13 protein-coding genes are annotated in these 24148 nt (G+C 41.5%); 6 read left to right on the forward strand and 7 right to left on the reverse strand.

Annotated elements, in window-relative coordinates:
* Nucleotides 1-7: 7 nt before the first annotated feature.
* The gene (locus JOC33_RS02815) at nt 8-1861 is read right to left on the reverse strand and encodes a zinc ribbon domain-containing protein (protein WP_205090750.1); all 1854 of its coding nucleotides are present in this window, start codon (nt 1859-1861) and stop codon (nt 8-10) included.
* Nucleotides 1862-2276: 415 nt separating this feature from the next.
* Here JOC33_RS02815 and JOC33_RS02820 point away from each other — a divergent pair, with 415 nt between their 5' ends.
* Complete coding sequence (locus JOC33_RS02820; protein WP_205090751.1) at nt 2277-4163, forward strand: FAD-dependent oxidoreductase; 1887 nt, start codon at nt 2277-2279, stop codon at nt 4161-4163.
* Here the strand turns inward: JOC33_RS02820 and JOC33_RS02825 are convergent.
* The 3 genes from JOC33_RS02825 to JOC33_RS02835 are packed head-to-tail and all read right to left on the reverse strand — an operon-like array spanning nt 4160 to nt 8092.
* Complete coding sequence (locus JOC33_RS02825; RefSeq protein WP_205090752.1) at nt 4160-6154, reverse strand: LTA synthase family protein; 1995 nt, start codon at nt 6152-6154, stop codon at nt 4160-4162. The two genes, JOC33_RS02820 and JOC33_RS02825, sit on opposite strands and share 4 nt — an antisense overlap.
* A gap of 60 nt (nt 6155-6214) precedes the next feature.
* Complete coding sequence (locus tag JOC33_RS02830; RefSeq protein ID WP_205090753.1) at nt 6215-6454, reverse strand: DUF3006 domain-containing protein; 240 nt, start codon at nt 6452-6454, stop codon at nt 6215-6217.
* A 12-nt stretch (nt 6455-6466) separates the two neighbouring features.
* Nucleotides 6467-8092, reverse strand: a complete 1626-nt coding sequence (locus JOC33_RS02835) for an S-layer homology domain-containing protein (RefSeq protein ID WP_239533949.1) — start codon at nt 8090-8092, stop codon at nt 6467-6469.
* A gap of 269 nt (nt 8093-8361) precedes the next feature.
* Between JOC33_RS02835 and JOC33_RS02840 the strand changes: the two genes are divergently transcribed.
* A complete protein-coding gene (locus JOC33_RS02840; RefSeq protein ID WP_205090758.1) occupies nt 8362-10437 on the forward strand; it encodes a 5'-nucleotidase C-terminal domain-containing protein in 2076 nt (691 codons plus the stop codon).
* Nucleotides 10438-10599: 162 nt separating this feature from the next.
* A complete protein-coding gene (locus JOC33_RS02845) occupies nt 10600-11577 on the forward strand; it encodes a C40 family peptidase (protein ID WP_239533950.1) in 978 nt (325 codons plus the stop codon).
* Between the two features lie 148 nt (nt 11578-11725).
* Here the strand turns inward: JOC33_RS02845 and JOC33_RS02850 are convergent, their stop codons facing one another.
* From JOC33_RS02850 to JOC33_RS02860, 3 genes are all read right to left on the reverse strand, one after another.
* Nucleotides 11726-13381, reverse strand: coding sequence for a S8 family peptidase (locus JOC33_RS02850; RefSeq protein WP_205090761.1), 1656 nt, complete (start codon nt 13379-13381; stop codon nt 11726-11728).
* 70 nt (nt 13382-13451) lie between these two features.
* Nucleotides 13452-14816: an N-acetylmuramoyl-L-alanine amidase gene (locus tag JOC33_RS02855; protein WP_205090764.1), complete on the reverse strand. Its 1365-nt coding sequence runs from the start codon at nt 14814-14816 to the stop codon at nt 13452-13454.
* A 393-nt stretch (nt 14817-15209) separates the two neighbouring features.
* Nucleotides 15210-19523 carry a S8 family serine peptidase gene (locus JOC33_RS02860; protein ID WP_205090766.1) on the reverse strand — a complete coding sequence of 1438 codons (4314 nt, stop codon included), beginning with the start codon at nt 19521-19523 and terminating at the stop codon, nt 15210-15212.
* Nucleotides 19524-19804: 281 nt separating this feature from the next.
* On the opposite strand from JOC33_RS02860, the gene JOC33_RS02865 reads away from it, so the two are divergent.
* The 3 genes from JOC33_RS02865 (at nt 19805) to JOC33_RS02875 (ending at nt 24136) form a co-directional block, all read left to right on the forward strand.
* The gene (locus tag JOC33_RS02865) at nt 19805-21742 is read left to right on the forward strand and encodes an S-layer homology domain-containing protein (RefSeq protein WP_205090769.1); all 1938 of its coding nucleotides are present in this window, start codon (nt 19805-19807) and stop codon (nt 21740-21742) included.
* A gap of 109 nt (nt 21743-21851) precedes the next feature.
* Nucleotides 21852-22583: a WecB/TagA/CpsF family glycosyltransferase gene (locus JOC33_RS02870; RefSeq protein WP_205090770.1), complete on the forward strand. Its 732-nt coding sequence runs from the start codon at nt 21852-21854 to the stop codon at nt 22581-22583.
* Complete coding sequence (locus tag JOC33_RS02875) at nt 22580-24136, forward strand: putative polysaccharide biosynthesis protein (protein WP_205090771.1); 1557 nt, start codon at nt 22580-22582, stop codon at nt 24134-24136. Before JOC33_RS02870 ends, JOC33_RS02875 begins: the two co-directional genes overlap by 4 nt.
* Nucleotides 24137-24148 lie beyond the last annotated feature (12 nt).

A 24148-nucleotide genomic window follows, 5' to 3' on the forward strand; every position in this document is an offset into this window, starting at 1 on the left:
CCTCCCTTTATTCACTAATAGACGAAAGTTTCCATGCTCCATCGACCAATACCGCTGTATATACCCACTTGTAATCCTGTACTTTCTCGGTACCGTCTCCATAATTGATAGCAATTGTTTCGGAAGTGGTGATACGCATCTCGGAACCGGCCTTTGAAACATCCGTAATTTCGAAATCCTCTACCTCCTCAGTGATACCTCGGTCATGGAGGCCTGCGACCAGACTTTTCTGTGCTTCATAAAGGCTGCTTCCTTCGAGCAGCAAATGGTCTACACTGCCAAAATCGTTTGTATTAATAGCTGTTGTCAATCCGTAAAGATAGTTCGCCATCAGTTCGGCAGTTAACTCTTTTAACTTACTGTCAGTGTCGCCTGGGTCTGTGTCATCTTGTTTATCTTCTTGCTTATCTTTTTGCTCATCTTTTGGTTTTACATTTTGTACTATGGGGCCATCGTAGGTATATGTTTTTTCCTTATTCAATAACTTGATCCCATTTTCCCATCCATTTGTGGTATCCATATGAAAGTCCTGGTATTCATAATCGACCAACCATTTTCCATCCTTGTAAATAATATCGTAAAAATACACATTCTCTTCTTCCCCATTGGATTTACGAAGAAGTTTATCTTTTGTATATACTCGGAGAATATATGTACCATCTATCTTTTGTTTTACCATTACATAGTCCATCAACAAGATGGATTCTGAAAGCGTCCATTCCAAATCAGAACCATAAGTAGCCTGGTTCTCGTATTCCAACATGACAGTACCCATCATCTCGTCTGTCATGACGTTTTCCCCTGTCTTTTCACCGGTGCTTATTGTAGTATGGTATCCATCTTTAAATGCAGTCATGGTTTCTTTAATCTTTTTCTTAAGTTCTTCCGAAGTTTTGAACGAATACACAGATACTTCCGACCCAGTTACTGATACCGGGGCACTTGTCATTGTTCCCCAGGGAAATTCTGCTTCTGCTGTAACTTCCATGGAACCATCGTACTTGGCGGGACCAAATTTATTACCTGCAAAGGGATTGAAATTTACTGCTTTACCATTAATGAACAACCTGCCCTTGGTCGACTTTCCAAGTTCTGAATCAAAATAGATTTCCTCACTCTCAAGCTCCAATTCAATTGTATCCTCACCACTGAGCACTTCGATTGTTTCCTGTGTTTCCAACTCGATCCAGTCATTTTTATAGACAGCTTTGAATTCGTGTTTACCTGGAAGAAAAGGACCGAATTGCTGCTCAAAATCGGCGGAATCAGACGTGACCAGTTCTGTTTCTCCCTTATATATAACAGTGTCTGCATAATTAGTAGACACACTTACATATACAGGCTCAATAGTAAGTTCATAGTTGTCGAACAGAAAGGTTTTTCCATGCTTTTCAAGCTGAACTACCCCATTTTTCAACAATTCCATCCCGCCTGCTACAGCTTTTTTATTCTCGTAATTCGATAACTGGGTGGTAAGGGAGCTTAGCATAAATTCTTTTTCCATGGGTGAACTATCTATGTATGTTAAAAATGCTTCAGCCTCTTCCTTCGTAACTTCTTTATCTGAATTCTGGTACATAAGGAGTTCTGCTACCTTTGTTGCATCCTGGTCCTCTACAGCCTCTCTAAAAGCTCCAACCAGCCGCTCTCCTGAAGTATAATATGCACCGACTTTGTACAGGCCGAATAAAATAATCAGACCCGCAACAAGACCTCCGATCCAAAGCTTTTGTTTCTTTGGCATCGGCTTTTTTTGTTTCCGGATAGATGCTTGACCGCTTCCCTGAATCGGAGCACCACATCCCTTACAAAACTTATTTTCTCCCGTAATCTTCTCTCCACACTCTTTACAAAATTTCATATTACCCTCCCCATTTTCACTTCGCCATATATATAGACTAGCAAAGTGGTATTATTTACTTTTTTAATAGTACCATAAGCCTATTACTTATTCTATGACTTTATGATTGATTTTAGACTCAATGACTCAATTATCAGAAATGCATTGTTTATTTAGGGGGAAATTCTCCTAAAATGCAGTTAGAAGAGATCACCCTCTCGTACTTTTATTACCTCCATTTTATGTCACCTCCTTTGGTTCTAAGGAAAACCTTTACCGCTCAAAGCTTACTTTAACCTCCATTTCTTGGAGTGTCTGGCACCTATTGGTGTGGTATAATACTCACAGCTTAAATTTTTACATTAAATTAACATTTATCGAGTTGAAAGATTAACACAAAATAAAATTACCCAGATTTAAAGGAGTGCAATTATAGATGAAGAAATTGTTTTTGCCCTTAACACTGATAGGTGCGGTGGCAATCGTCTTCGTAATATTCATTTTTGGCGGCGCAGAAAAAGAAAAAAATTATCAGGCTCCACCTATTGAAAGTGTGACTGAGGAGTCGTATGACACTATAGTCATTGGAGGGGAGCCTGAAGGTGTTGCTGCAGCGGTATCTGCCGCTCGCAACGGATCAAAGACACTGCTCGTTGCAAAACGTGATGGGTTAGGCGGCTTAATGACTTATGGCATGTTAAATTACATAGACATGGTTTATGGCATTGACAATAAAAAAGCTATTGGCGGGATTTTTGCTGAATGGCATAAAATGGTTGGAGGTAAGGATGCTTTTGCTATTGACAAAGGAAAGCAGGCTTTTCTTGACCTTGTATTAGCGGAAGAAAATCTTACCTTGATGCTTGAGACCGATTTGAAAGATGCCATAGTAGAAGAAGGCAAAGTTGCCTCCGGTGCTGTGCTGGAACGTAATGGGGAAACATTTAAAGTAACTGGAAACAAGATCATTGATGCTACACAAAGCGCAAATTATGCAGTCATGGCTGGAGCTCCTTATTACAAAGGGGGCGGTGATCTAAATATGCCGGACCGCAAAATGGCTGTCACCCTTATGATTCATCTTAAAGGTATTGATTGGGATGGGATCCGTAAAGCTGCCAAAAATGAAGTGTTGGGACCGGCAGGGTTGAATGAAACTGTTGCCTGGGGCTTTGGCGAGCTTCATTATGCTTATAAGCCAGTCGAGAAGAATACACGCCTAAGAGGCTTGAATATTGCTCGTATCCAAAAAGATGATGGCCCAGATCAATTTTATATCAATGCCTTGCAGATTTTCGGAGTGGATGGGACTAACCAAGAAGATATCGAAAAAGCTCTTGCGAAGGGTGAACGAGAAACGAAGCATATAGTGGACTTTCTTCGTAAGAACCTACCCGGGTTTAAAAATGCTGAGATAGCTAGTATACCTGATGAATTATATATTCGCGAAACCAGACATATTAAATCAGAATACATGCTCCAAATGTCAGATGTGTGGACTAACAGTGACTTTTGGGATGGAATCGCTTATGGCGGTTATCCAGTAGATGTCCAGGCTACTTCCATAAATGATTATGGGCAGGTTGTAGCTTCCCCAACGCAGTATTCCATCCCATTTAGATCAACCGTCCCGTTAGAAGTTGAAAACCTGCTAGTTGTCAGTCGTTCTGCTGGTTATTCCTCTCTGGCTGCAGGCAGTGCGCGAATCATTCCTACTGGTATGGCTGTAGGCGAAGCCGGAGGTGTTGCTGCTGCTTTGGCAAATGAACATAATGTCACTTTCCGTGAAATGTCGGAAAATGAGGGTTTAGTCGGACGTATGCGCAACCAGTTGATGGAACAAGGTGCTAAGGTGAAGCATTTCGATATTGGTTATCCTTATGAAGGTAAGTGGTACGATGAATCTTTACAGTTTCTTTTAAACTACGGTTTAATTGCTGGAGGCTACGATAACAATTTACATGTCGAAGAGAACTTAGATCGCAACCATATGAGGAAAGTTTTGCAAAACGGCTTATATCGTGGCAATATGGAAGCCTACAAAAAGTACGCACAACCATTGAAAGACAACTTACCAGCTAACGGTTCTAATGGAAAAGTATTCACCCGTGATGGACTGGCAAGCTATCTGATTAAAACATTCACAGGTAAAGAACCTAGTGCTCATCCGTGGGATCAGGCTTTAGACCTTGGACTTATCGATGATACTATACACTCTCGGCTTGCCAAAGATCAGGTGCTGAAACGGATGCATGGGTACTATATTGCAGCGGAAGTATTACAAAACTATATCGAAACAAAAGAGAACGCACAAGCGGATTAATCCGCTTGTGCGTTTTTAGGTACTTTTCTCCATTCTGCAATCAAGTCATGAAGAATAATTTTGTCCGACATATTCAATATTTCTCTTGTTCGCTGCGCATCTTCCAGGCATTGCCCTACTGGCAGCTTTTCAAGTTTCTCTACGTTGTAGCAGGTACCATTTTCATAGCTTCCATCAAGAGAAGCCTCGTAATAAATATCTCCTTTTTTGTACGAGCCGTAACGGAAAGCAACCAGTTGATCTTCTCCATTCAGCATGTTTTCTCCGAAATGATAGTAATCACTGTCATTGCCAAGAAGGTGTAACAGCGTTGGCGCAACGTCGCTCAGCCCAACCGAGTTTTCAAAAGTCTTCGCTTTTTCTTCCAATCCAGGCACATGAATGATCATTGGCACCTTGTCGTTTCGGTTCAGGATAGAAATAGGGTCCCCAGGCAATCCTAGAGCCTTTGCATGCTTTTCGGTAAACTCCAGCCCGCTGTCATGATCCCCATAAATCATTAGAATTGTATTCTCCCAGACACCTTCTGCTTTCATTTTTTCTACCAATTGACCGATAGCATAGTCGACATAATGGGTTGCATGAAGGTAATGAGCGAAAGTGGTACCATCAAACGGTTTCGTGTTCAATTCATAGTATTTGCTCGGTATGTTGTAAAAAGGATGATGACTGGTCAGTGCCACAGTAAAGGCGTAAAACGGCTGGTCATCTGCATTTTCTTCTGTCATCTGCATGAATACCCCTTCGTCCCCTACTGTCTTGAAGGGGCCAGCTGTTTCATAATCGCCAAAATCTCCCTTCCCGACAAAACGTTCAAACCCGTAATTCGGATATACGGTAGAACGGTTCCAAAAAGTCTTCTCATAGGCATGATAAACCGACGTAGCATACCCTTTTTCCTTCAAAATCCCTGGAAGGGCATCGAATGTGTTCATCGGCTCCCGCACATAAACGGAACCTGTCGGTAATGGGTATAAGGATGTTTGCGTCAACAGCTCAGCATCAGAAGTACGCCCCTGGGCAACCTGATGATAGAAATTAGAGAAATAAAACGATTCACCAATCAAATCATTCAGATGAGGAGTGATTTCTTTCCCGTTGATAGAACTGTTGATCAAATAGTTATGGAAGGATTCAAGCTGAATCATCATTACATTATAGCCTTCCCCTGCCCCGAAAAAAGGTTCCTCCTTCGAGGTGTTTGTCGCAAATTTCTCTTCGAAATAACTTTTGATTTCCACTTTTTCTTCCTCTGTGATTTCCGGTGCGTTAATAATGTTATTGTTTATGTATTTCTGCGTTTCAAACACGTGGAAACCCAGATGGCCAGTAACATTATAGATAGATACATTCGACCAGGTATTAATGAAAAGATTTTTCCCATTTGCGTCAATCCACGATTTAATTGGCACAGCCACAAGCAGCGATCCCACAATAATGGCAATTACAAAAAGCGGCAGACGCTCTTTCCACATGATGTACTGCTTGACCTTCTTTATTTTAAGAATGATGAATACAACCAATACAATGATAATATCGAAAAAGTATTTCAAATCCGCCCATGCCATCAACTCGGTAATGCTACCTGAAATGTCACCCATTTGAGTGGAATGACTCAACACAGGGGTCGTTATCAAATCACCGAAATAACGGAAATAGACGAGATCCGCATATACAATAAAAGCCCCGATCAAACCCACAAAGAAAAAATATAATAGCCGGTTGACCCGCTTAAACAGGAGTCCGAATGAAAACAAAACGATTACGGAACCTACATTGACTAAGAGCCGATGCTCGGTTAACAGATGTATGCCAACCTCTTGTGCAAACCAGAAGATTTTAATGAACAAGAGGGCTGATAAAATCGGAATTTCGATATGCCTTAATACAAAGGCTCCGATTGATTTAAGGATGTGCACCGCGTTTCCCTCCATTTGAAATGAACTCAATCCATTATATTTCTTCTCATGATGAATATCAATTGCTTTCAAAAGTCTGGTTCCCATCATGCCAAAGCGGGACAGGTTAACTATACCTGTCCCGCTTCTTTATTACTTATGCTTATTTTTAAGCTTTTCCAACAATGCTTCAGCTTTATTCCTCGCTTCGAATGTTTCTTCTTTTAAAACACTGTACCGAAAAGAACCATCCTGTTGTTCTTCTACTAAATCCCCTTCTGAAATGTCATCTGGGAAATATCGTTTCGGGACATCTTTTTGAATAGATTCATTCCCTTTTTCTAACAGAACCGCTAGCTCCCCTTCGAATCGGTCAATAGTATATTTTCTCATGTTATCTATCCTTTATAGTGTAATGTAGGGTCGCATTTCTTCTACGGTTGCCGGTCCGATGTAATGGACATTATCCAATTCTTCAATCGTTTGAAATGGACCATACGCATTACGGTAATCGATAATATATTGCGCAATGCTTTCCCCTACTCCAGGAATCAACTGCAGTGTTTCATAATCTGCAGTATTTACGTTAATAGGATAATTAGGTTCTGGGTCCGGATCTGGGGTCGGTTCTGAATTCGTTCCGCAATTGGCTTCTCCCTGGAATGGTTCGGCATTAACATCATAGCCAGAACCATTGGTGGTCACAGTAATCGTCCCCTGGTGACAGGTTGAATAAAGTGCTGTTTCATGGTCACGAAGCCTGTCGACTATCTCTGACTCAGGATGCCCGTAACTGTTTTCTCCATAGGATAAGATTCCTACTTCCGGGTTTACTTCTGCTAAGAAGGCTTCTGAAGTCGATGTGCTGGCACCATGGTGGCCAACTTTTAATATTTCTGCTTCTACCTCATAATTATCGATTATTTGCTGCTCGTTATCTACAGTCGCATCCCCTGTCAATAGAAAATCAATTTCCCCATGGGATACTTCCAAGACAATTGAAGATTCATTATTGTCGCTTGATGAGGAAGTAGAGTGCAGCACTTTGATATCTAATGCTTCATCAAAGTTGATGGTTGAACCTTCCTCTGCTACCGAAAAGGGGATATTCTTTTGATCAATCAACTTTAAGTATTCCATGTAAGTATCAGTCGTATGAGATTTGCCGCTGTCCAATACTTCTTTTACTTCGACCTGCTGAAGAACATCGATAAGTCCGCCAATATGGTCGGCATCCGGATGAGTAGCAACCATCAAATCAATCGTGTCAATTCCTGCTTTATTTAGATAATCTACTACTTTTTCACCTGCGGATTTACGCCCTCCATCTACTAAAATCGTTTTTCCAGAAGGAGATTCCAACAGTATACTATCTCCTTGGCCAACGTCGATGAAATGTGCTTCTGTATCTCCTAGTGGACGAAACTCAGGCTCTATCGTCCTGGCCATTACTACAGAAAACTCAGCCCGATTAATAGAATTACCTGGCTGGAAGGTTCCTGATGGATAGCCATTGATGATATTCTGCGAAGAAAGATCCAGAATGCTGTCAAGCGCCCAGGAGTAACCAACGTTGACATCACTAAAGTGCGTGGCATCTCCTTCTCCTTTTATCTCATATGCCCTGTCTACCATTACCGCAGCTTCTGCACGGCTGATGGTGGCGGATGGTTGGAATGAACCGTCTGGATAACCGTTCAAATAACCTTTCTCAAAGGCAATTGCAATCGCATCGTAGTAAAAATTACTTTTGGTTACATCCGTGAATCCCGGGTCTACTGCTGTTTGCCGCTCCGGATGTAAATCTGTGACAAGCATAAGCGCAACTTGGGCACGAGTAATATTATTTGTTGGTCCAAATTTTCCATTTCCGTATCCATTGATAATATCTAAATTACTGAGGTAAGTAATCTCTTCCTCAGCCCATGGAGTAGGATCTAAATCTGTAAAAACTGCCTCTGCATTAGCACTAGTAGTTATGTAAGGTGCCATCAGTGTTAATGCAAGAAGAAATGATATAACTTTCTTCAAAATAACCCTCCTAATTGTTTTATACACTATTATTATAGTAGAAACCTTCCACTATATGGATTAAAGGAGAGAATTTAGATATATAGACCTAGTAAATTTGTTTTTTTCTGTACTATAAATGTTATCCATAAGAGTAAATTTATTTATAGAAAGATGAAGGAATTTATAATGTAATATTTTTGAATATTTTTATGAATTATGTCCCCTTTATAGAGCCCATAGATTATAATGGATATGTTCTACTAATCTAGTAATAAGGAGGAATTAATGTGCAATTTTGGAGGAAAAGTATCACCTTATTGTTGATGGCTCTTCTTGTTCTGGGCGGGTTAAATTGGCATACATCCCAGGTCCACGCTGCTGACAACACAAAAATCACGATTCTACATACGAATGATTCGCATGGACGGGTCAAGGAAGGCACTTATGATGGTATGGGGTTTGCAAAATTAGCGACCCTTGTCGAACAGAAACAGTCGGAGAACCCGAACACCATCCTGCTCGATGCTGGAGATACGTTCCACGGAACGCCTTTTGCAACTCTTGAAAATGGCTCTAGCATTGTCGATATTATGAACTTGCTGGGCTACAATGCCATGGCAGCAGGTAATCATGACTTCAATTATGGTTATCAGCGGACGCTTGAACTTGCCGATGAAGCTGCTTTCCCTTTGTTAAGTGCAAACGTCCGAGTAGATGCTACTAATAATCAGTTACTGCAACCCTATTATATTGAGGAAATTGCTGGATTGAAGATTGGAATCTTCGGGTTATCCACTCCAGAAACACATTACAAAACCAATCCAAAAAATGTTGAAGGTTTGACCTTTACAGACCCGGTAACGGAAGCTAAAGCAATGGTCGCTGAGTTGGAGTCACAGGATGTCGATATGATTATTGCACTCACTCACCTTGGAACTGATGCTTCCAGTACGGATACTTCCATTAAAGTTGCAAAAGAGGCACCAGGAATCGATTTGATTGTCGATGGCCACAGTCATACAGTCGATAACATCGGGGAAGGCGACACATTAATTGTCAGTGCCGGGGAGTACACAAAGAACCTTGGAATCGTAGAATTGGAATTCGATGCTGACCAGCAGCTTGTCTTAAAAACAGCTGACCGTATTACAAAACAGGATGCAGCTGAAGTAGAGGAAGATCCTGAAACAAAGACATTGATCAGCAATATTGAAAAAGAGCAGGAAAGTATTATGAATCAAGTAGTCGGAAAATCATCGGTGAATCTTAACGGGGAGCGTGCGGACGTTCGAACCAGTGAAACCAATCTCGGCAATTTGATTACCAATGCAATGCTTGAAAAGTCAGGGGCTGATATAGCTATTACCAATGGCGGCGGTATCCGGGCTTCCATCGGTGAGGGTGAAGTTACTTTAGGAGAAATCATCAATGTATCCCCGTTCGGGAATTACCTCGTTAAAATGAAAATGTCCGGAGCTACCATCAAAGAAGCACTGGAACACGGTGTTAGTGATTACCCGAATACAAAAGGGGCGTTCCCTCAAGTTGGAGGCATGACTTTTACTATTGACTCCAAAGCATCAGCAGGTAAACGCGTCAAGGATTTAAGGGTTTCTGGTGAGCCAATCGATCTTGAAGCCACTTACCTTGTTGCTACTAATGACTTCCTTGCTGCTGGCGGGGACGACTATTCGATGTTTGCAGAAGCTGAGCTCGTGACAGAATACGAAGCATTAGAAGAAATTATGAAAGAGTATATCAATGTTAATTCTCCGGTAAATATCGGAGACGAAAATCGTATCAATATTCTTCTCCCATTCAGTGATGTCAACAGGGATGATTGGGGATTTGATTATATCGAGCGCCTGTATGGACATGGAGTTATCAACGGTATGACACCAGAAATGTTTGGTATTGACCATACGCTTACTCGTGTTCAATTTGCAGCCATGCTTGTGAGGGGATTGGGACTTACTGCTACCACCGAGGCTCCATTCACTGATTTGGAGAAAGCCAGCGAGGAAATGCAGGTGGAGATTTCCGCTGCTTTTGAAGCTGGCCTGATTAAAGGACATGAAGATAACACCTTCCGTCCCCATGAAGCTGTTAAACGTTATGAAATGGCTTTGATGATCAAACGAGCTTATGAATATAAGGTATCAGAACCTGTGAATAATGATATTAAATTGAGTTTTGAAGATATTGAGCAAGTGGATGCAGAAACACTAGAAGCAATTAAATATGTCAACGTCCTTGGCTTCATGGAAGGACATAATTCCACAACCTTCGAACCATATGGCGATGCAACACGCGAACAAAGCGCCAAAGTCATCGACCTCTACCTGCATGCCGTAGGATACTGATTGAAACTGGTTTTCCCAGTAAATGGAGTGACAGGAGCTCCATTTACTGGGAATTTTTCGTTTTTGTTACACAATTGTAAATTAAATTTGAATTATAATGTGTTACGATTTTAAAGGATAATAATTTAATTTCAATACATATTCTTCAGGGGGTTACATATTTTGTTAAAGAAAGTTGCTAGTATTTTACTGGCTGGTTTAATGTTTTTTGTAATGTTTGTTCCTTTCGCACATGCTTCTGACTCTACCAGGGACCAGGTAGTTTCGATAGCAAAACAATACTTAGGAGTTCCCTATCAATGGTCTGGTTCCTCTCCATCCGGTTTTGACTGTTCAGGATTTACCTCTTATGTATTCGGCAAGGTCGGAATTGATCTTCCTGCCGGATCTTATAATCAATATGATGAAGGTACATATGTTTCCAGATCAGAATTGAAACCCGGGGATTTAGTATTTTTCTCAGGTACATACAAAAGCGGCATTTCCCATGTTGGTATTTACATCGGTGGCGGGGATATGATATCCGCTACTTACAGCAGAGGAATCGACATTGATTCCGTCTTTTCTGGTTACTGGAGTGATTATTATACCGGAGCTAAGAGAGTAATCGAGGATAATGGATTATATACTGATTTATCTGAAGACTACTGGGCTTACGGTGAAATTGAATATCTAAGTAAAAAAGGCATTATAGACGGGAATCCAAATGGGACCTTTTCTCCTGAGGATGAAGTGACAAGAGCTGAAGTTGCAAAGATGCTTAGCGAATCTATGAATCTCAATCCATCAGGAAATAACACCTTTTCCGATGTTTCTTCCTCCCATTGGGCATATGAGTTCATCAATGCAGCTGCAGAAAAAGGGTACATAGAAGGCTATGAGGACGGAACCTTCAGACCAGATGAGGCTATTACCCGTGCAGAAATAGCTGCATTATTCACTCGTGCTTTTGACTTATCCGGAATGAACACTGCCGCGAATTTCGAAGACGTAAGTTCCTCCCACTGGGCATACGATGAGGTTTATACCTTATCAGCAAATGATATTACCAGTGGTTATAAGGACGATACTTTCCGTCCGGGTAAAGAAACTACCAGAGCGGAATTCAGCGTATTCCTATATCGCGCCCTTCATCAATGAGAACGTCTATATATTTATAAAAAGCGGATGTCCCAAAGGCTGTTATACACGCCTTTGGGACATCCGCTTTATTTATCAACTATACTCTAAATGAGAGCTTATTGACTCTGATAAGTCTAGACCAGCCTACCGAAATATCCGCTTAGTTTTATCGCAGATTTTCGTTTAATGTCTTTGCTAAAATAGCTGAAAACTCAGCTCTTGAAATTTCCTGCTCAGGGCGGAATTTACCATCATTGTACCCTGTGATTAGATTATGTGCTTTTAATACATGAACTGCTTCATAGTAGTATTTATCTGCATGAACATCTGTAAATGGCTCTGTGCTTTTTTCAGGGAAATCGAAGGCTCTGTCAATGATGACTGCTACTTCTCCGCGGGTGATCGCGGATTTTGGCCGGAATGTCTGATCAGGATAGCCCGTTACAATATTTTCATCATAAGCGGAATCAATGTAACCAGATCCGAAATAATCCACTTTTACATCCGTGAAAACCGTCTCGCGTCTTTCGCCGTTAAGACCTAATGCTCTTCCGATCATGGTTACTACTTCTTCCCGTGTGATTTTGTTTCCAGGGCGGAATGTTCCATCGGTATACCCATTGATTAGATCTCCAATTACCAGGTAATTAACATATGGAGTGTACCAGGCTGCTTCTTCCATATCCCAGAATAACTTATCCGGTGATTGGATCAGGCCGTATCCGTATTGAATGTCTTTCCCGCCTGCACCGAGATCCATCACTTCCTTGGACACAATCTCTATTATCTTTTCATTAGCCATGTCAGGGTAGTTTTGTTTATATAAAGCTATGATACCTGCAGCATAAGGAGTTGCCATTGATGTACCGCTCATTACCGCATACCCATCTGGATGGTCTGCGTTCGTGATATAAGTACTGTAGATATCTTCACCGGGTGCAGTATAAGATAGGGACGGGCCAACATATGAGAATTCTGCTCTATACAGCTCTTCATTAACCGCCCCAACACCAATGACAGAATCATACCGGGCAGGATACATGATGTCTTCCGTGGTCTGTCCATTTCCTGTCTCTTCATTTCCTGAAGCTGCAACGACAATGATTCCCTGGTCTTTTGCCTCTTCCAGCATAGTCTTCATGGCAATGGAGGAATATGGACTAGTAATACTGAGGTTGATGATATCCACTTCATTGTCCATCGCCCACTCTATTCCCGCCATGACATCTGTCTGATTTCCCATACCGTCCTCGTCCAGCGCTTTAACAGCATATAACTCGACTGCCGGGGAAACACCGAGTGTTCCGATATCATTGTTTTGTGCAGCAATAACTCCAGCGACATGGGTGCCGTGGCCATTATCATCATCATAAGAATAGGTCTCATCGACGAATGTAATTCCGCCCGCTATATCCAAATCAGGATGAGTTGTACTGATTCCAGTATCGATGACAGCTACCTTCACGCCTTCACCAGTCAGATTCAGTTCTTTTGCTTCTGTAGTTTCTGTGGCCTTATAACCCCAATCAATCAACTGCCCTTCTGTCTTAACGATGCGGTCCTTCTCGACCCATTTAACCTCACTGGTCCCCTGCAGCGCTTTAATTTCTGTAACAGGTCCCGTAACTGTCACTGCATCGATTTCTTCATGGATATAGTGTACTTCGTAAGGAATATCTTCAAAAAGCGTAAAATCGATTTCTTCTTCAAACCCTACGATAAATCGGTCCTCGCTTTCGCTGTCAGGAGAACCTATTACTTCATTTGTGGTAAATATAGAAAAAAACAAGAAAAATGTTAATACGTAAAACAGTTTTTTCATTATGTAAATTCCACTCCCATAGTGTTACTTTCTTAAAGTGTAAAAAAGCGGACGAGGATGTCCGCTTTTATCAATATTTCCAATCATAGTAATCTTCAATTCCCAGATAAATCGCCTTGGCAGCTCTTTCTCTATAGAAGCTGGACCCTAATTTTGCTGCATCCGAATCATTTGTAACAAAACCTAATTCCAACAGTACCGATGGCAGCGGGTTATGTTCAATGACACGGAATGGACCCTCTTTTACACCGCGATCATAAGTGTTTAAAGCATCAACAAGACGCTCTTGAATGAAGGTTGCGAGCATTTTACTTGCTTCCGCACGGGGGTTCAAGTCTGCGGTTGAATAATAAGTCTCCGTCCCGTGTGCATTTGGCGTGAATGCGTTTGAATGAATACTGACAAAGGTATCTGCATTTCTATTGACAGCATAGTCAATTCTTTCATTCAACTTTAGGAAGCTATCATCCGTACGAGTCATAACTACTTTGATACCGGCTTTTTCCAGATATCTTTGGGTTCTTAAGGCGACATCAAGGTTGATTTCTTTTTCTACAAGGCCATTTGCCTGTGCACCTGGATCATGGTCACCATGCCCAGCGTCAATCGCTACAATTCTTACATTCTCTCTTAAATAATCCGTATGGACGTAGCCTTTCAAATCGTTATACGACATATACGCCCAGTTACCGACCACTTTATAGATGGAAATTATACTGCCGCCCGTCAACTGACCAATCCTATCATAGCTGATTCCTGGTCCTGTTCTGACATTCAAGACAGCAGTAGAGACTACACTCGAATCAATTGGCTGTGGTTGTACCTCCACTTTAAAATCAGGATTTAAACCGCGAGCGACCAATAGTGAGAATTCAGCCCTTGTGATGGATTGATCAGGACGGTAGGAACCATCCGGGTAACCCATTGCGATTCCTGCGGTAGATACTTTGTTGATTGCTTCGTAACGTTTCCCGCTTCGTTCAACATCATAATAGTGAATATCACTGATTTGTGTAAGATTGAATGCCCGGGAAATCAGGAAAGCCATTTCACCTCGTGTGATATGGTTTTTGGGTTTGAAAGTCCCATCACCATAACCAGTGATGATTCCTTTTTCAACCGCTGATTGTATGTATCCAGATGCATAAGAAGATGAATCGACGTCGTTGAAGGAAGTGTTTCTTTCTGTGCCATTCAAATTCAGCGCTCTGCCGATCATGGTGGCTGCTTCTTCTCTCGTCACTGACTTCTCTGGATAAAAATACCCGTTGGGATAACCAGTAACCACCGATTTGTTGATGAGGTAATTGATTTCCTCGGCATATTTATCCGGGATATCCTTCAGAGAACCAGCCTCCGCTTTTCCTACAAACACATTTGACATAAAAACCAAAGCAAACAGAGCAAATAATAGCTGTGTGTTCCTTTTGATCATATTCTTTTTTCTGCCCCTTTTCCCAAGTAGATTAGAAGTCTAATATTAGACTAATTAACACTAATATCGACATAATATATGGTTTTTTTACCCATTTGAAGTCTAAATCTACTAAATAAATCTTTATGCCTAGTAAAAATAAATCATACCACCTAATAATAAATGGAAAAATTACTATTGTAAGGAATTGAATTCGGAGGGTTATATAAGGTTTTTATCAAAAATATTAATCATTAATGACACACATTAGAAAAACTAGAATTGTCGCCAAGTCCTATGGCGAAAGCCTTAGTCCTACTTATACTTTAATCCTTTAACAAAGTTAAACTTTCTTAAAATGCAAAAAAGGCCGGGGAAAGTCGCTATCCACCCCCGGCCTTGCTTAATACTTATTTATTTTTTGAAGCGATCATCAATCGATCTGGCTAACATGAGAGCAAATTCAGCGCGGGTAGTATTCCCATTCGGCTTAAACGTGCCGTCCGGATATCCAACCGTGATGTTATTTGCCACTAATGTATTGATATAATCTGTTGCCCAATAATCTGGGACGTCAGTGAATTTGTTCTCTTCACTGCCTTTCATGTCATAAGCTTCTACCAGTATCTTGGACATTTCAGCGCGTGTGAGCAAAGATTCAGGAAGGAACTTACCTGCTGGAGTACCTGTCATGATTCCCGCTTCTGCAATAGCGGCTATATCTTCATAACCGTAATCGCCTTTCTTCACGTCCTTGAATCCTGGATCTTTCACATTGGATGTGTCTAAATCAAGAGCACGCACCAGCATTTGTGCGGCATGGACACGTTTGATTTCGTCATCTTTTCCGAAGTCACCGTTGGTGTATCCATTGATGACACCCATAACATTCAGCATTTCTATAGCGTCTTTTGCCCAGTAATTCTCTGAAATGTCATCAAAATTCTTCGGTTTCTCATCGGATCGGATAACGGTTATTTTCTTAGTCGTTTCATTACCAGCTATATCAACTAGCTTCAAGTTGAACCTGTTGGTACCATCTTTCAGCTTCAGGGTTTCTGTATATTCATGAGTGAAAGGCACCATTTCATATGGTTCCCTGAATTCTTTATAATACTTTTCACTGTCATTGATATAGAACCGCATCATGCTGTAATTGTCTTTCAAGGCTATATCAAGGTCCACTGTGTCTTTATTTGTAATAAATGGACCTGCTACATCAATGGAAGCCTTCGTAGTATCAAGCATCACCCTGCGGATGAAAGAGATGTCATTCCCTTTGGCATCTGTTCCGGATACTTCAATTTCTTTTAATCCATCCGTTTTGTAGGTTAATGTCTTGCTGAAGGCGTAGCGGCTGTTTTCTTCATCCCAGGCAATTTCAACTTTATTCCCATCGATGAACAATTCTTTTACAGCTGATTCATCTTTGACATAACCTGTAACCGCAATTTCTTTTGTATCATGAACAGAAAGTGCTTCAGGAGTTAACACAGTAATATACGGAATAGTCTCGTCTTCTGATGTACCTGCTGTATCCATACCTGCATTCCCTGCCCAGTCATGAGCGACCACTTTGATGGATTCTGCTTCTTCTGATCCCTCAAGTGTGTATTCTTTAGCATCACCGGCAAGCGGCTGTTCCAGAACACTTTCCCCGTTTACGAGTACTTCATAATGGGAGATGCCGGCACCTTCATCTTCTGATACCCAGCTGACCTTTCCGGTCTCCTCATCATATGTCACTTCCACTGTAGGATCTTTTGTATCTACGAGGACAGGAATCTTTTTCGATTGCCATTCCGCATCCGGATAGTCGATGACTGTCTCTATCTCGTAATAATACAAGCCGTCTTCTACTGTTTCTCCTGAGACTTTACCATTCCAGGCACTGTCCGCGAAAATGGTGTATGGTGATGCTAAGCCTCCATCATAGTAATGTTTCCTTACTTCTTTTTCTGTGCGGATAGTTTTCAACTCTTCTTCGTCTTCATTCAATATCTTGAACTTGACGTCTTTGGCATTCCTTAAGAAGGACAGGACAGGCAGAGCACTATCGTGCACGTCATCCCCGTCTGGAGAGAAGGCGATTTTCGATTCCTCCACCCCTTCTGAAAGTGCATTGCTGCCAAGGTATGCAAAGTCAGCTCCGCTCGGTGTCACAAGTCCTCCGACACCATAGAACGTATCTTCTTCATACATCAGGTCATCAAGCACTGGCGCTTCATCCCATTCTCCATGGAAACCTACATACGGTACGTTGACTTCCGGATTGGAATCATTAGGATCAGTCAATGTAATAAACCCTTCAACGAAATGGCCATTTTCAAAGATTTCTTCTAATGGTTTGTTATAGAACCAATCGATTGTGTTCTCCAAATCGATCGTAACATTCAATTCGACCGTTTCATTTGCCGGCACTACTATCTGATATTCCCCATCGACTTCTCCGCCGTTTGGAGATGTGATGCTGATCGGAAATTCACCAGTAAACGGTGCTTCACCACTGATAGTTCCAGCTTTGTATATACCTTGTGTTTCCATCGCATTTGAGCCACTGTTTACTAAGTCTGTCTGCACTGTGCCGTCCACAGTGTAGATGACATTTTCATCACTGAAGTTATTGACTTCGAGTGTAAAATTAGTTTTCTTATCGATTTCTTTTAACGCCACTTTAGCTAAACCGGTTTTTTCGGCAGTAACCGTCACAGGAGTGCTCATTGCTGCATGCAAGTCCATCAGTCCTGCACCCTGTAAACGCGGCGAGTATCCTAATCCGACTTGATAATAGTCATTGAAAAGACCTTTATCAATCTGTGGTCTGGATGTATTCATCAAAATATTTTTCGTCATTTCGACGCGGTCGGCACCGGCCAGGTTGAACGCTTCTTCCACCCGCTGCATAACCAGTGCTGACCCACCGGCAACATGTGGAGCCGCCATGGATGTCCCGCTCATCATGCCATATTCATCATCCTGCAAGGTAGAAAGAATACTTGCGCCAGGGGCAGTGATTTCTGGTTTAAAGTCCAGGCTAGGTGTCGTGCCCCAGGATGAAAAGGTAGCCATTTTCCCGTTTTCCGGGTTAAGGGCTTTAATTTCTTTGCCATTGAATGCGATTTCCACTTTCTTTCCTGCCTCGAGATAACCCTTCAGTTCTTCCCCAGGTTGTTTAAGGATGAACAACTGCGGAATTTCAATCGCATCGTCTGTAGCCATGCTTACATAACCGGAGACATTATTGAAAATGATGACTCCCACGGCGCCATGTTCTTGTGCGTTCATTGCTTTATCAACAAAAGCAGATTCCCCACGTTGGATCAGCGCGATTTTACCTTCCAGATCAAGCCCTTCGAAGTCATTCGCATCAGGGGCATTTTCTGAATCCCCCGGCATTCTGCCTAAACCTGCATAGACTACTTCATAAGCTGTATCGCCTAATACTTCTGGAGAGACATTTCCTGCTGATAAGAAAGCAATAGGATCTTTCGCTTCCCCGTCCACAGTCGTATCGAATGCTTCCAGGTTTAAATATTTGTTTTCAAAAGCAGCTACCTGTAAGGATTCTGAGGCTAAACCAGGCGCCCCTACCACACCAATGTCCGGGTTAGAGGCGTATGGATCCGCAAAACCCTCACCGAACTTTGCCGAGTTACCAGCTGAAATAGCCATCATGACACCATTTTCAACTGCACGTTTGATCGCTTGTTGTTCCGGATCTTCCGGAAGAACGAAGCTCGCCGTTGAACCCAGGCTCATGTTGATGACATCTGCCCCCAAAATGATAGCGTCATCAATTGCTTTGATGTAGATATCACTATATGTGGAAGGCATTTCAGGGTCGTTTCCGAAAACTTTCAGACCCAGGATTTGCGCTTCAGGAGCGATTCCTTTAATGCCCCCATTATCTTCGTCCCCATTTGCACCAACTGTACCGGATACATGCATCCCATGCATACTAGCTTCGGGCCCTAAGTCGAGAACTTCATTATTCTCATCTGCATAGTTGTATCCATACGGGACTTTCTCAGTGAAATATTTACCCGCAAGATCGTCTTTTAATGCTGTGACATCTTCTTTACTGATTTCAGGATCTGTTTTTTCACTGAGTATCATGTCTTGATGGGAAGGATCGATACCTGTGTCAATAACACCGATCGTAATCCCTTCCCCTTTGTATCCATACTCCTGCCATGTTTTTTGGGCATTGACAAGTTCCTTGCTGTATAGCATCTTAGGTTCTTCTGTCGGGCGTGTGTATTCGTTTGTGATATGTACCTTTCCGACATTTGGTAAACTTTCAATCACTTTGATAGATTTATAGTTTACTTTACCACTGAAGCCATTATAAATTGTTGTGAAACTTTCTTCGTATTCCATCTTGATAGAATTTTCCGAAATATTATTCTTTACTCGTTCCTGTGCATCTAAAGCTGCCGTGCGAAGCTTCTCTTTATTTGATTCCGAAAGTTCGTGGTAACTTTTACCCAGACTTTCCGCAGAATAGATAACAGGTTCTTCTTTAAGTTCTACAATGACACGAACTTCGTCGTTTGGTGCATATTCTTTTGCCGAATCATTCATTTTAATGACATTTTCAAATTGTTGCTTTTCAGGCTTTTTGACCTTGCCCAGGTCCTTTTGTGGTATTCCGCCGGCGGCAAATGCCGCATTCGAGAATGCCAGCAGGAAAATAATGAATAATAATAAACTTTTCTTCACATTCACAAGCACACCTCCAGTTTATTGGTCACTCCTGCTATCCTCCTTCCATATTTTACTAGAGTTAATTATATGCTTATTTTTCAAAACTATCAATTGAAATTAGGTATTTCGACACCCTTCGATACTTTCTTTTTTAGAATCAGGTCTTTTTGTCTAACTTTGTAATATCAAGGCGTACTATAATAGCAAATTTTGTGCATGGGAGAAAAAAGTACTATTATTTTTTGTCGAATTTTGATAAATTAATAGAGAATATAAACACAATTGGGAGGAATAGACATAATATGAAAAGAATTCTATTAGCAATGTTGATTTTCATTGTTGCATTTTCTTTTTTCAAAACAGGACCAGTCAACGCAGCCGATGACATAACCGGTCACTTTTTTGAAGAAGAAATGAGAGAACTGATCGAAAAAGGAATAATGACTGGTTATAATGATGGTACATATCGCCCTAACCGGGATGTTACACGTGCAGAATTTACTGCTTTCCTTGTCAGAGCACTTGAAATTGAAACACTTGCTACTTCAGGTTACTCCGTAGCTGAACTTTCAGAAACTACTAATTACAGCGACATCGATCCTGGCGCCTGGTACTACCCTGCCATCACTGCGGCAAGCACCCAGGATATTGTTAACGGCTATCCTGATGGAACCTTTAAACCTGGTAAAAAGATTTCCCGCCAGGAAATGGCTGTCATGATGTTAAGGGCTGTCGAATCAAAAGGGGTCATTTCTGAAAAAGCCCCACTAGACTTCCAAGATGCCGATGAAATCCATCCGATATATCGGGAAGCTGTACAACGTCTTATTTATTTAGAAATTATCAACGGTAAGGTTGATAAAGAAGGCCATAGTTTCTTCGCCCCGTTGGATAAAACAACTCGAGCACAAACTGCTGGTGTCATTGGTAGAATGCTAGACATCATCCACCCACCTGTTCCACTGGATTACAAGGTGGTCAACTTATCCACAAATGAAGAGCCTGTGGTTCGCGGAGAGTATGAAACCTTCCAGGAAGCGAAGAGCGCCGCCAAAGCTAGCCAGGTTGTCATGAAAGGGAATAATGTCCTTTGGATTGATGAAGGTATCGCTGTTTCTAACAAATATACCGTCATTTATGAAAATCCAGATTTCACTTCCCACCATACCTATGTAACTTCTGGTGTCGAAATGGAATTTATCGATTCGACCGAAGATTGGGTAAAAGTGCAAACGGCTGACGTTACAGGCTATGTCAAACCTGATACCGTCAACTTGAACTCCAGTCACCTGGTAACGGATCGTTCATACTATCAGAATAAAAACGGGGACCTTGTTCACTTCATCTATAACCCGATCAGGGAAAGTTGGGCAAGCTATGTATACGGGAAGGCTCCGTCATTCATGGCAGAAGGTACGAAATACTATAGCTGGAACGGGCACACTTTCCACAATACCAGGGGAACAAAAGTCGGTGTTGCTAACCAGTTCTTCAATAAAATGCCACTCTATACGGATACAAAGTATACAGCAGAGCAACTGGATGAATATATCCGCTATGCCAAACCTGACAGTCCTTTGATTGGGACTGGCGATGACTTTAAAAAAGCTGAGCTAATGTATGGCACAAATGCCATGTATCTTCTTGCTCACGCTATCCACGAAAGCAATTGGGGAAAAAGCGCAATTGCCCAGGATAAAAACAACCTGTTTGGTATCGGTGCAGTTGACAGTAACCCTTATGAAGGTGCTTATACGTATGAAAGCTTTGAGGAAGGAATCCTTGAGGCGGCCAGTGACTTCATCATTCCAGGTTATTTCAAGATAAGTGACTGGCGTTATGAAGGGGATCACCTAGGCAATAAAAACACTGGCATGAACGTAAGATATGCTTCCGATCCTTACTGGGGGCAAAAAATTGCCGGTTATATGTATCGTATGGACAAATATCTAAGTAACAAGTATGGTACGAAGCCTGAACTGGGTAAAAACGACCTTGCCATGACCATTGCAGATTCAGTGAATGTCCGTTCAGAGCCGAAAGTTGGCGACAATCAGTTATACCAGATCGAAGAATCAGGCACTACTTTTGAAATACTAAGAAGTGTACACGCCAATGGTACGTGGTATAATGTCATACCGAAGAATGTGCTAGGCAACAGTTATTCTGAAATGTATGTTTATAGCCATGGCTATAAAAACTACGGTACCAGTTTGAAATTATTGCCAGTAGTAGAATAAAATTTTGTAAAGTGAGTTTAAATTTGGGAAGTGACAACTATTTGTTACTTCCCTTTTATGTTATATTATTTAAAGTATTAATGAATTAAATTGAAGGAGTATTCTTGGTATGAAATTTGTCGAAATTATGGGAGTGCCCTTTTTACATACGGATTTGTCCTCTTTTGTATCCACGCTAGATGATGACATTCGACAGCAAAAAAAAGCTTTCGTCATCACAGCAAATCCTGAAATTGTAATGAAAGCTAGAGAAGATATGAAATTCATGGAACTTATCAGGCAAGCAACTTATGTAACAGCTGATGGTATTGGTATCGTAAAAGCAGCCCAGCTGCTGAACAAGCCGCTTCCTGGACGGGTGACAGGATATGATACGATGATCAGCCTGTTACAGCTGGCTAATAAAAAAAAGTATCGAGTTTTTTTATTAGGTGCTAAACCCGAAACCTTACAAAAAGCAAAAGCAACAATTGAGAAAGATTACCCTGATGTTGAAATCGTCGGCACCCAGGATGGTTATTTTAATTGGGATGATAATGATATTGCTGAACGTATCAAGAAAGCCAAGCCGGATATCACTTTTGTAGCTCTAGGAGTACCAAGACAGGAAAAATGGATCTCTGAGAATATCTCTTATTGTAATAGTGGAATATTCATTGGCGTCGGCGGCAGCTTCGATGTAATTGCAGGTACCGTACAACGTGCTCCACTTTTCTGGCAGAAGCTTAACCTCGAATGGTTATACCGGCTTTTGAAGCAGCCCAGCAGATGGAGAAGGATGCTTGCTTTGCCGCGCTTTGCATGGCAAATACTTAAACTGAAAGCCAGAAATTCAACATGAGCCGTTCAACTTTCTTTAAAAGCACTGTCATTTTATCGATAGCAACATTAGTTTCCAAATTCTTAGGAAGTGTATTTCGAATTCCGCTTCAGAACATTGCCGGAGATGAAATTCTGGGTATCTTCAGTCTTGTCTACCCTGTCTATATGGTTGCACTGATTCTATCTGTCGCTGGTATACCAATTGCTATTTCAAAACTGATTGCAGAAGCAAGAGCGAAAAGCAGACAGACTGATATTAAACAAATTTACGTAACTGCAAGTATCCTTGCTGTGTTATTTGGATTATTAAGCTTTTCACTCATTTACAGTTTTTCACCTTTCATAGCTGCAGCATTGGGAAGCCAAAGCACACGCTTGGCTCTTATTGTTGTAGGAGTGACATTATTAGTTGCACCTTATATGGCCGTTTATCGCGGCTTTTTCCAAGGTTTTGATAATATGAACCCGACAGCTGTTTCTCAGGTACTCGAGCAATTATTCAGAGTAGGAATCATTCTGGTACTGGCATACTACCTGGTCAGTGAGGGATACTCCGATCGGGTTGTCGCTGGTGGAATAATGGCTGGGTCTGTTATTGGGGCATTGATTTCACTCCTTTATTTAAGAGTCAAATACATTCGTTCAGACTTGAAAATCACTTCCGGCGAGAAATACTCAACAGAGCAGTTCTCCTACTGGAGCAGAACGATTCTTAAGGTTTCCATTCCCATTGCTGTCGGCACCATTACAATGGCCTTACTAAATTTCGTAGACTCTTTCACTATTCCCTATGGACTGAAGGCTGCAGGGAAAGCAACGAATGAAATCAATTATTATTATGGTATCTATGGACGTGGACTTTCTTTAGTACAAATTGCTACGGTATTCGCAACTTCCGTCGTTCTTCCGCTGATCCCGCTGATTACAACAAAGCTGGCGGAAAGAGATTACACGAAGACCCGGGAATTGATAGAAAAGACACACCGAATTACCCACATCCTTTCCTGGCCGGCTGCATTCGGACTTTTGGCATTGACCCTGCCGATCAATCTGGCCTTGTTTACTGACCTGGAGGGAAGCCTTGTGCTGGCAATTATCGGATTCAGTTCTGTGTTCACTTCTTTGACGGTGCTCGGTACAGGTATTTTGCAGGGAATGAACCTTGCTCTTCAAGCAGCATTGATTATCATAGGGGGAGTGGTTTTAAAAACCTTTGTGAATATCTCCCTGATTCAATTATTTGGTTTAACAGGAGCCGCTTTGTCGACACTATTTGTGTATTTTATTCTTTATGTAATAAATAGTTATTTTATTTTTACTAAGATGGAACACCGAGTGTCTAAAAAGGAAACATCCGTAATTATTGTATCTTCTATCCTTATGGGATTGTGTGTAGGGCTTCCAACATTAACGTTTGATATCGCATCCTGGACAAGAATAGAAGCTTTCTCATATGTGGCTGTAGCTGCTTTGATTGGCGGGTGCTTATACTTTTTACAGTTATATTTGTGGAAGATCATTGATAAACGTACCATTAAAAACCTTCCCATCGTCGGTAAATTCCTGGGATGAGGCATACTATCT

The organism is Thalassobacillus pellis, assembly GCF_016908295.1.
GTDB lineage: Bacteria > Bacillota > Bacilli > Bacillales > Halobacillaceae > Thalassobacillus > Thalassobacillus pellis.

What these genes read in the sequence shown, in the direction of transcription:
- JOC33_RS02830 (WP_205090753.1), bottom strand. Translation starts at nt 6,454, where the DNA reads ATGAGAAAATATACTATTGACCGATTCGAAGGGGAGCTAGCGGTTCTG.
- JOC33_RS02875 (WP_205090771.1), top strand. Translation starts at nt 22,580, where the DNA reads ATGAGCCGTTCAACTTTCTTTAAAAGCACTGTCATTTTATCGATAGCA.
- JOC33_RS02855 (WP_205090764.1), bottom strand. Translation starts at nt 14,816, where the DNA reads ATGATCAAAAGGAACACACAGCTATTATTTGCTCTGTTTGCTTTGGTT.
- JOC33_RS02820 (WP_205090751.1), top strand. Translation starts at nt 2,277, where the DNA reads ATGAAGAAATTGTTTTTGCCCTTAACACTGATAGGTGCGGTGGCAATC.
- JOC33_RS02870 (WP_205090770.1), top strand. Translation starts at nt 21,852, where the DNA reads ATGAAATTTGTCGAAATTATGGGAGTGCCCTTTTTACATACGGATTTG.
- JOC33_RS02850 (WP_205090761.1), bottom strand. Translation starts at nt 13,381, where the DNA reads ATGAAAAAACTGTTTTACGTATTAACATTTTTCTTGTTTTTTTCTATA.
- JOC33_RS02815 (WP_205090750.1), bottom strand. Translation starts at nt 1,861, where the DNA reads ATGAAATTTTGTAAAGAGTGTGGAGAGAAGATTACGGGAGAAAATAAG.
- JOC33_RS02865 (WP_205090769.1), top strand. Translation starts at nt 19,805, where the DNA reads ATGAAAAGAATTCTATTAGCAATGTTGATTTTCATTGTTGCATTTTCT.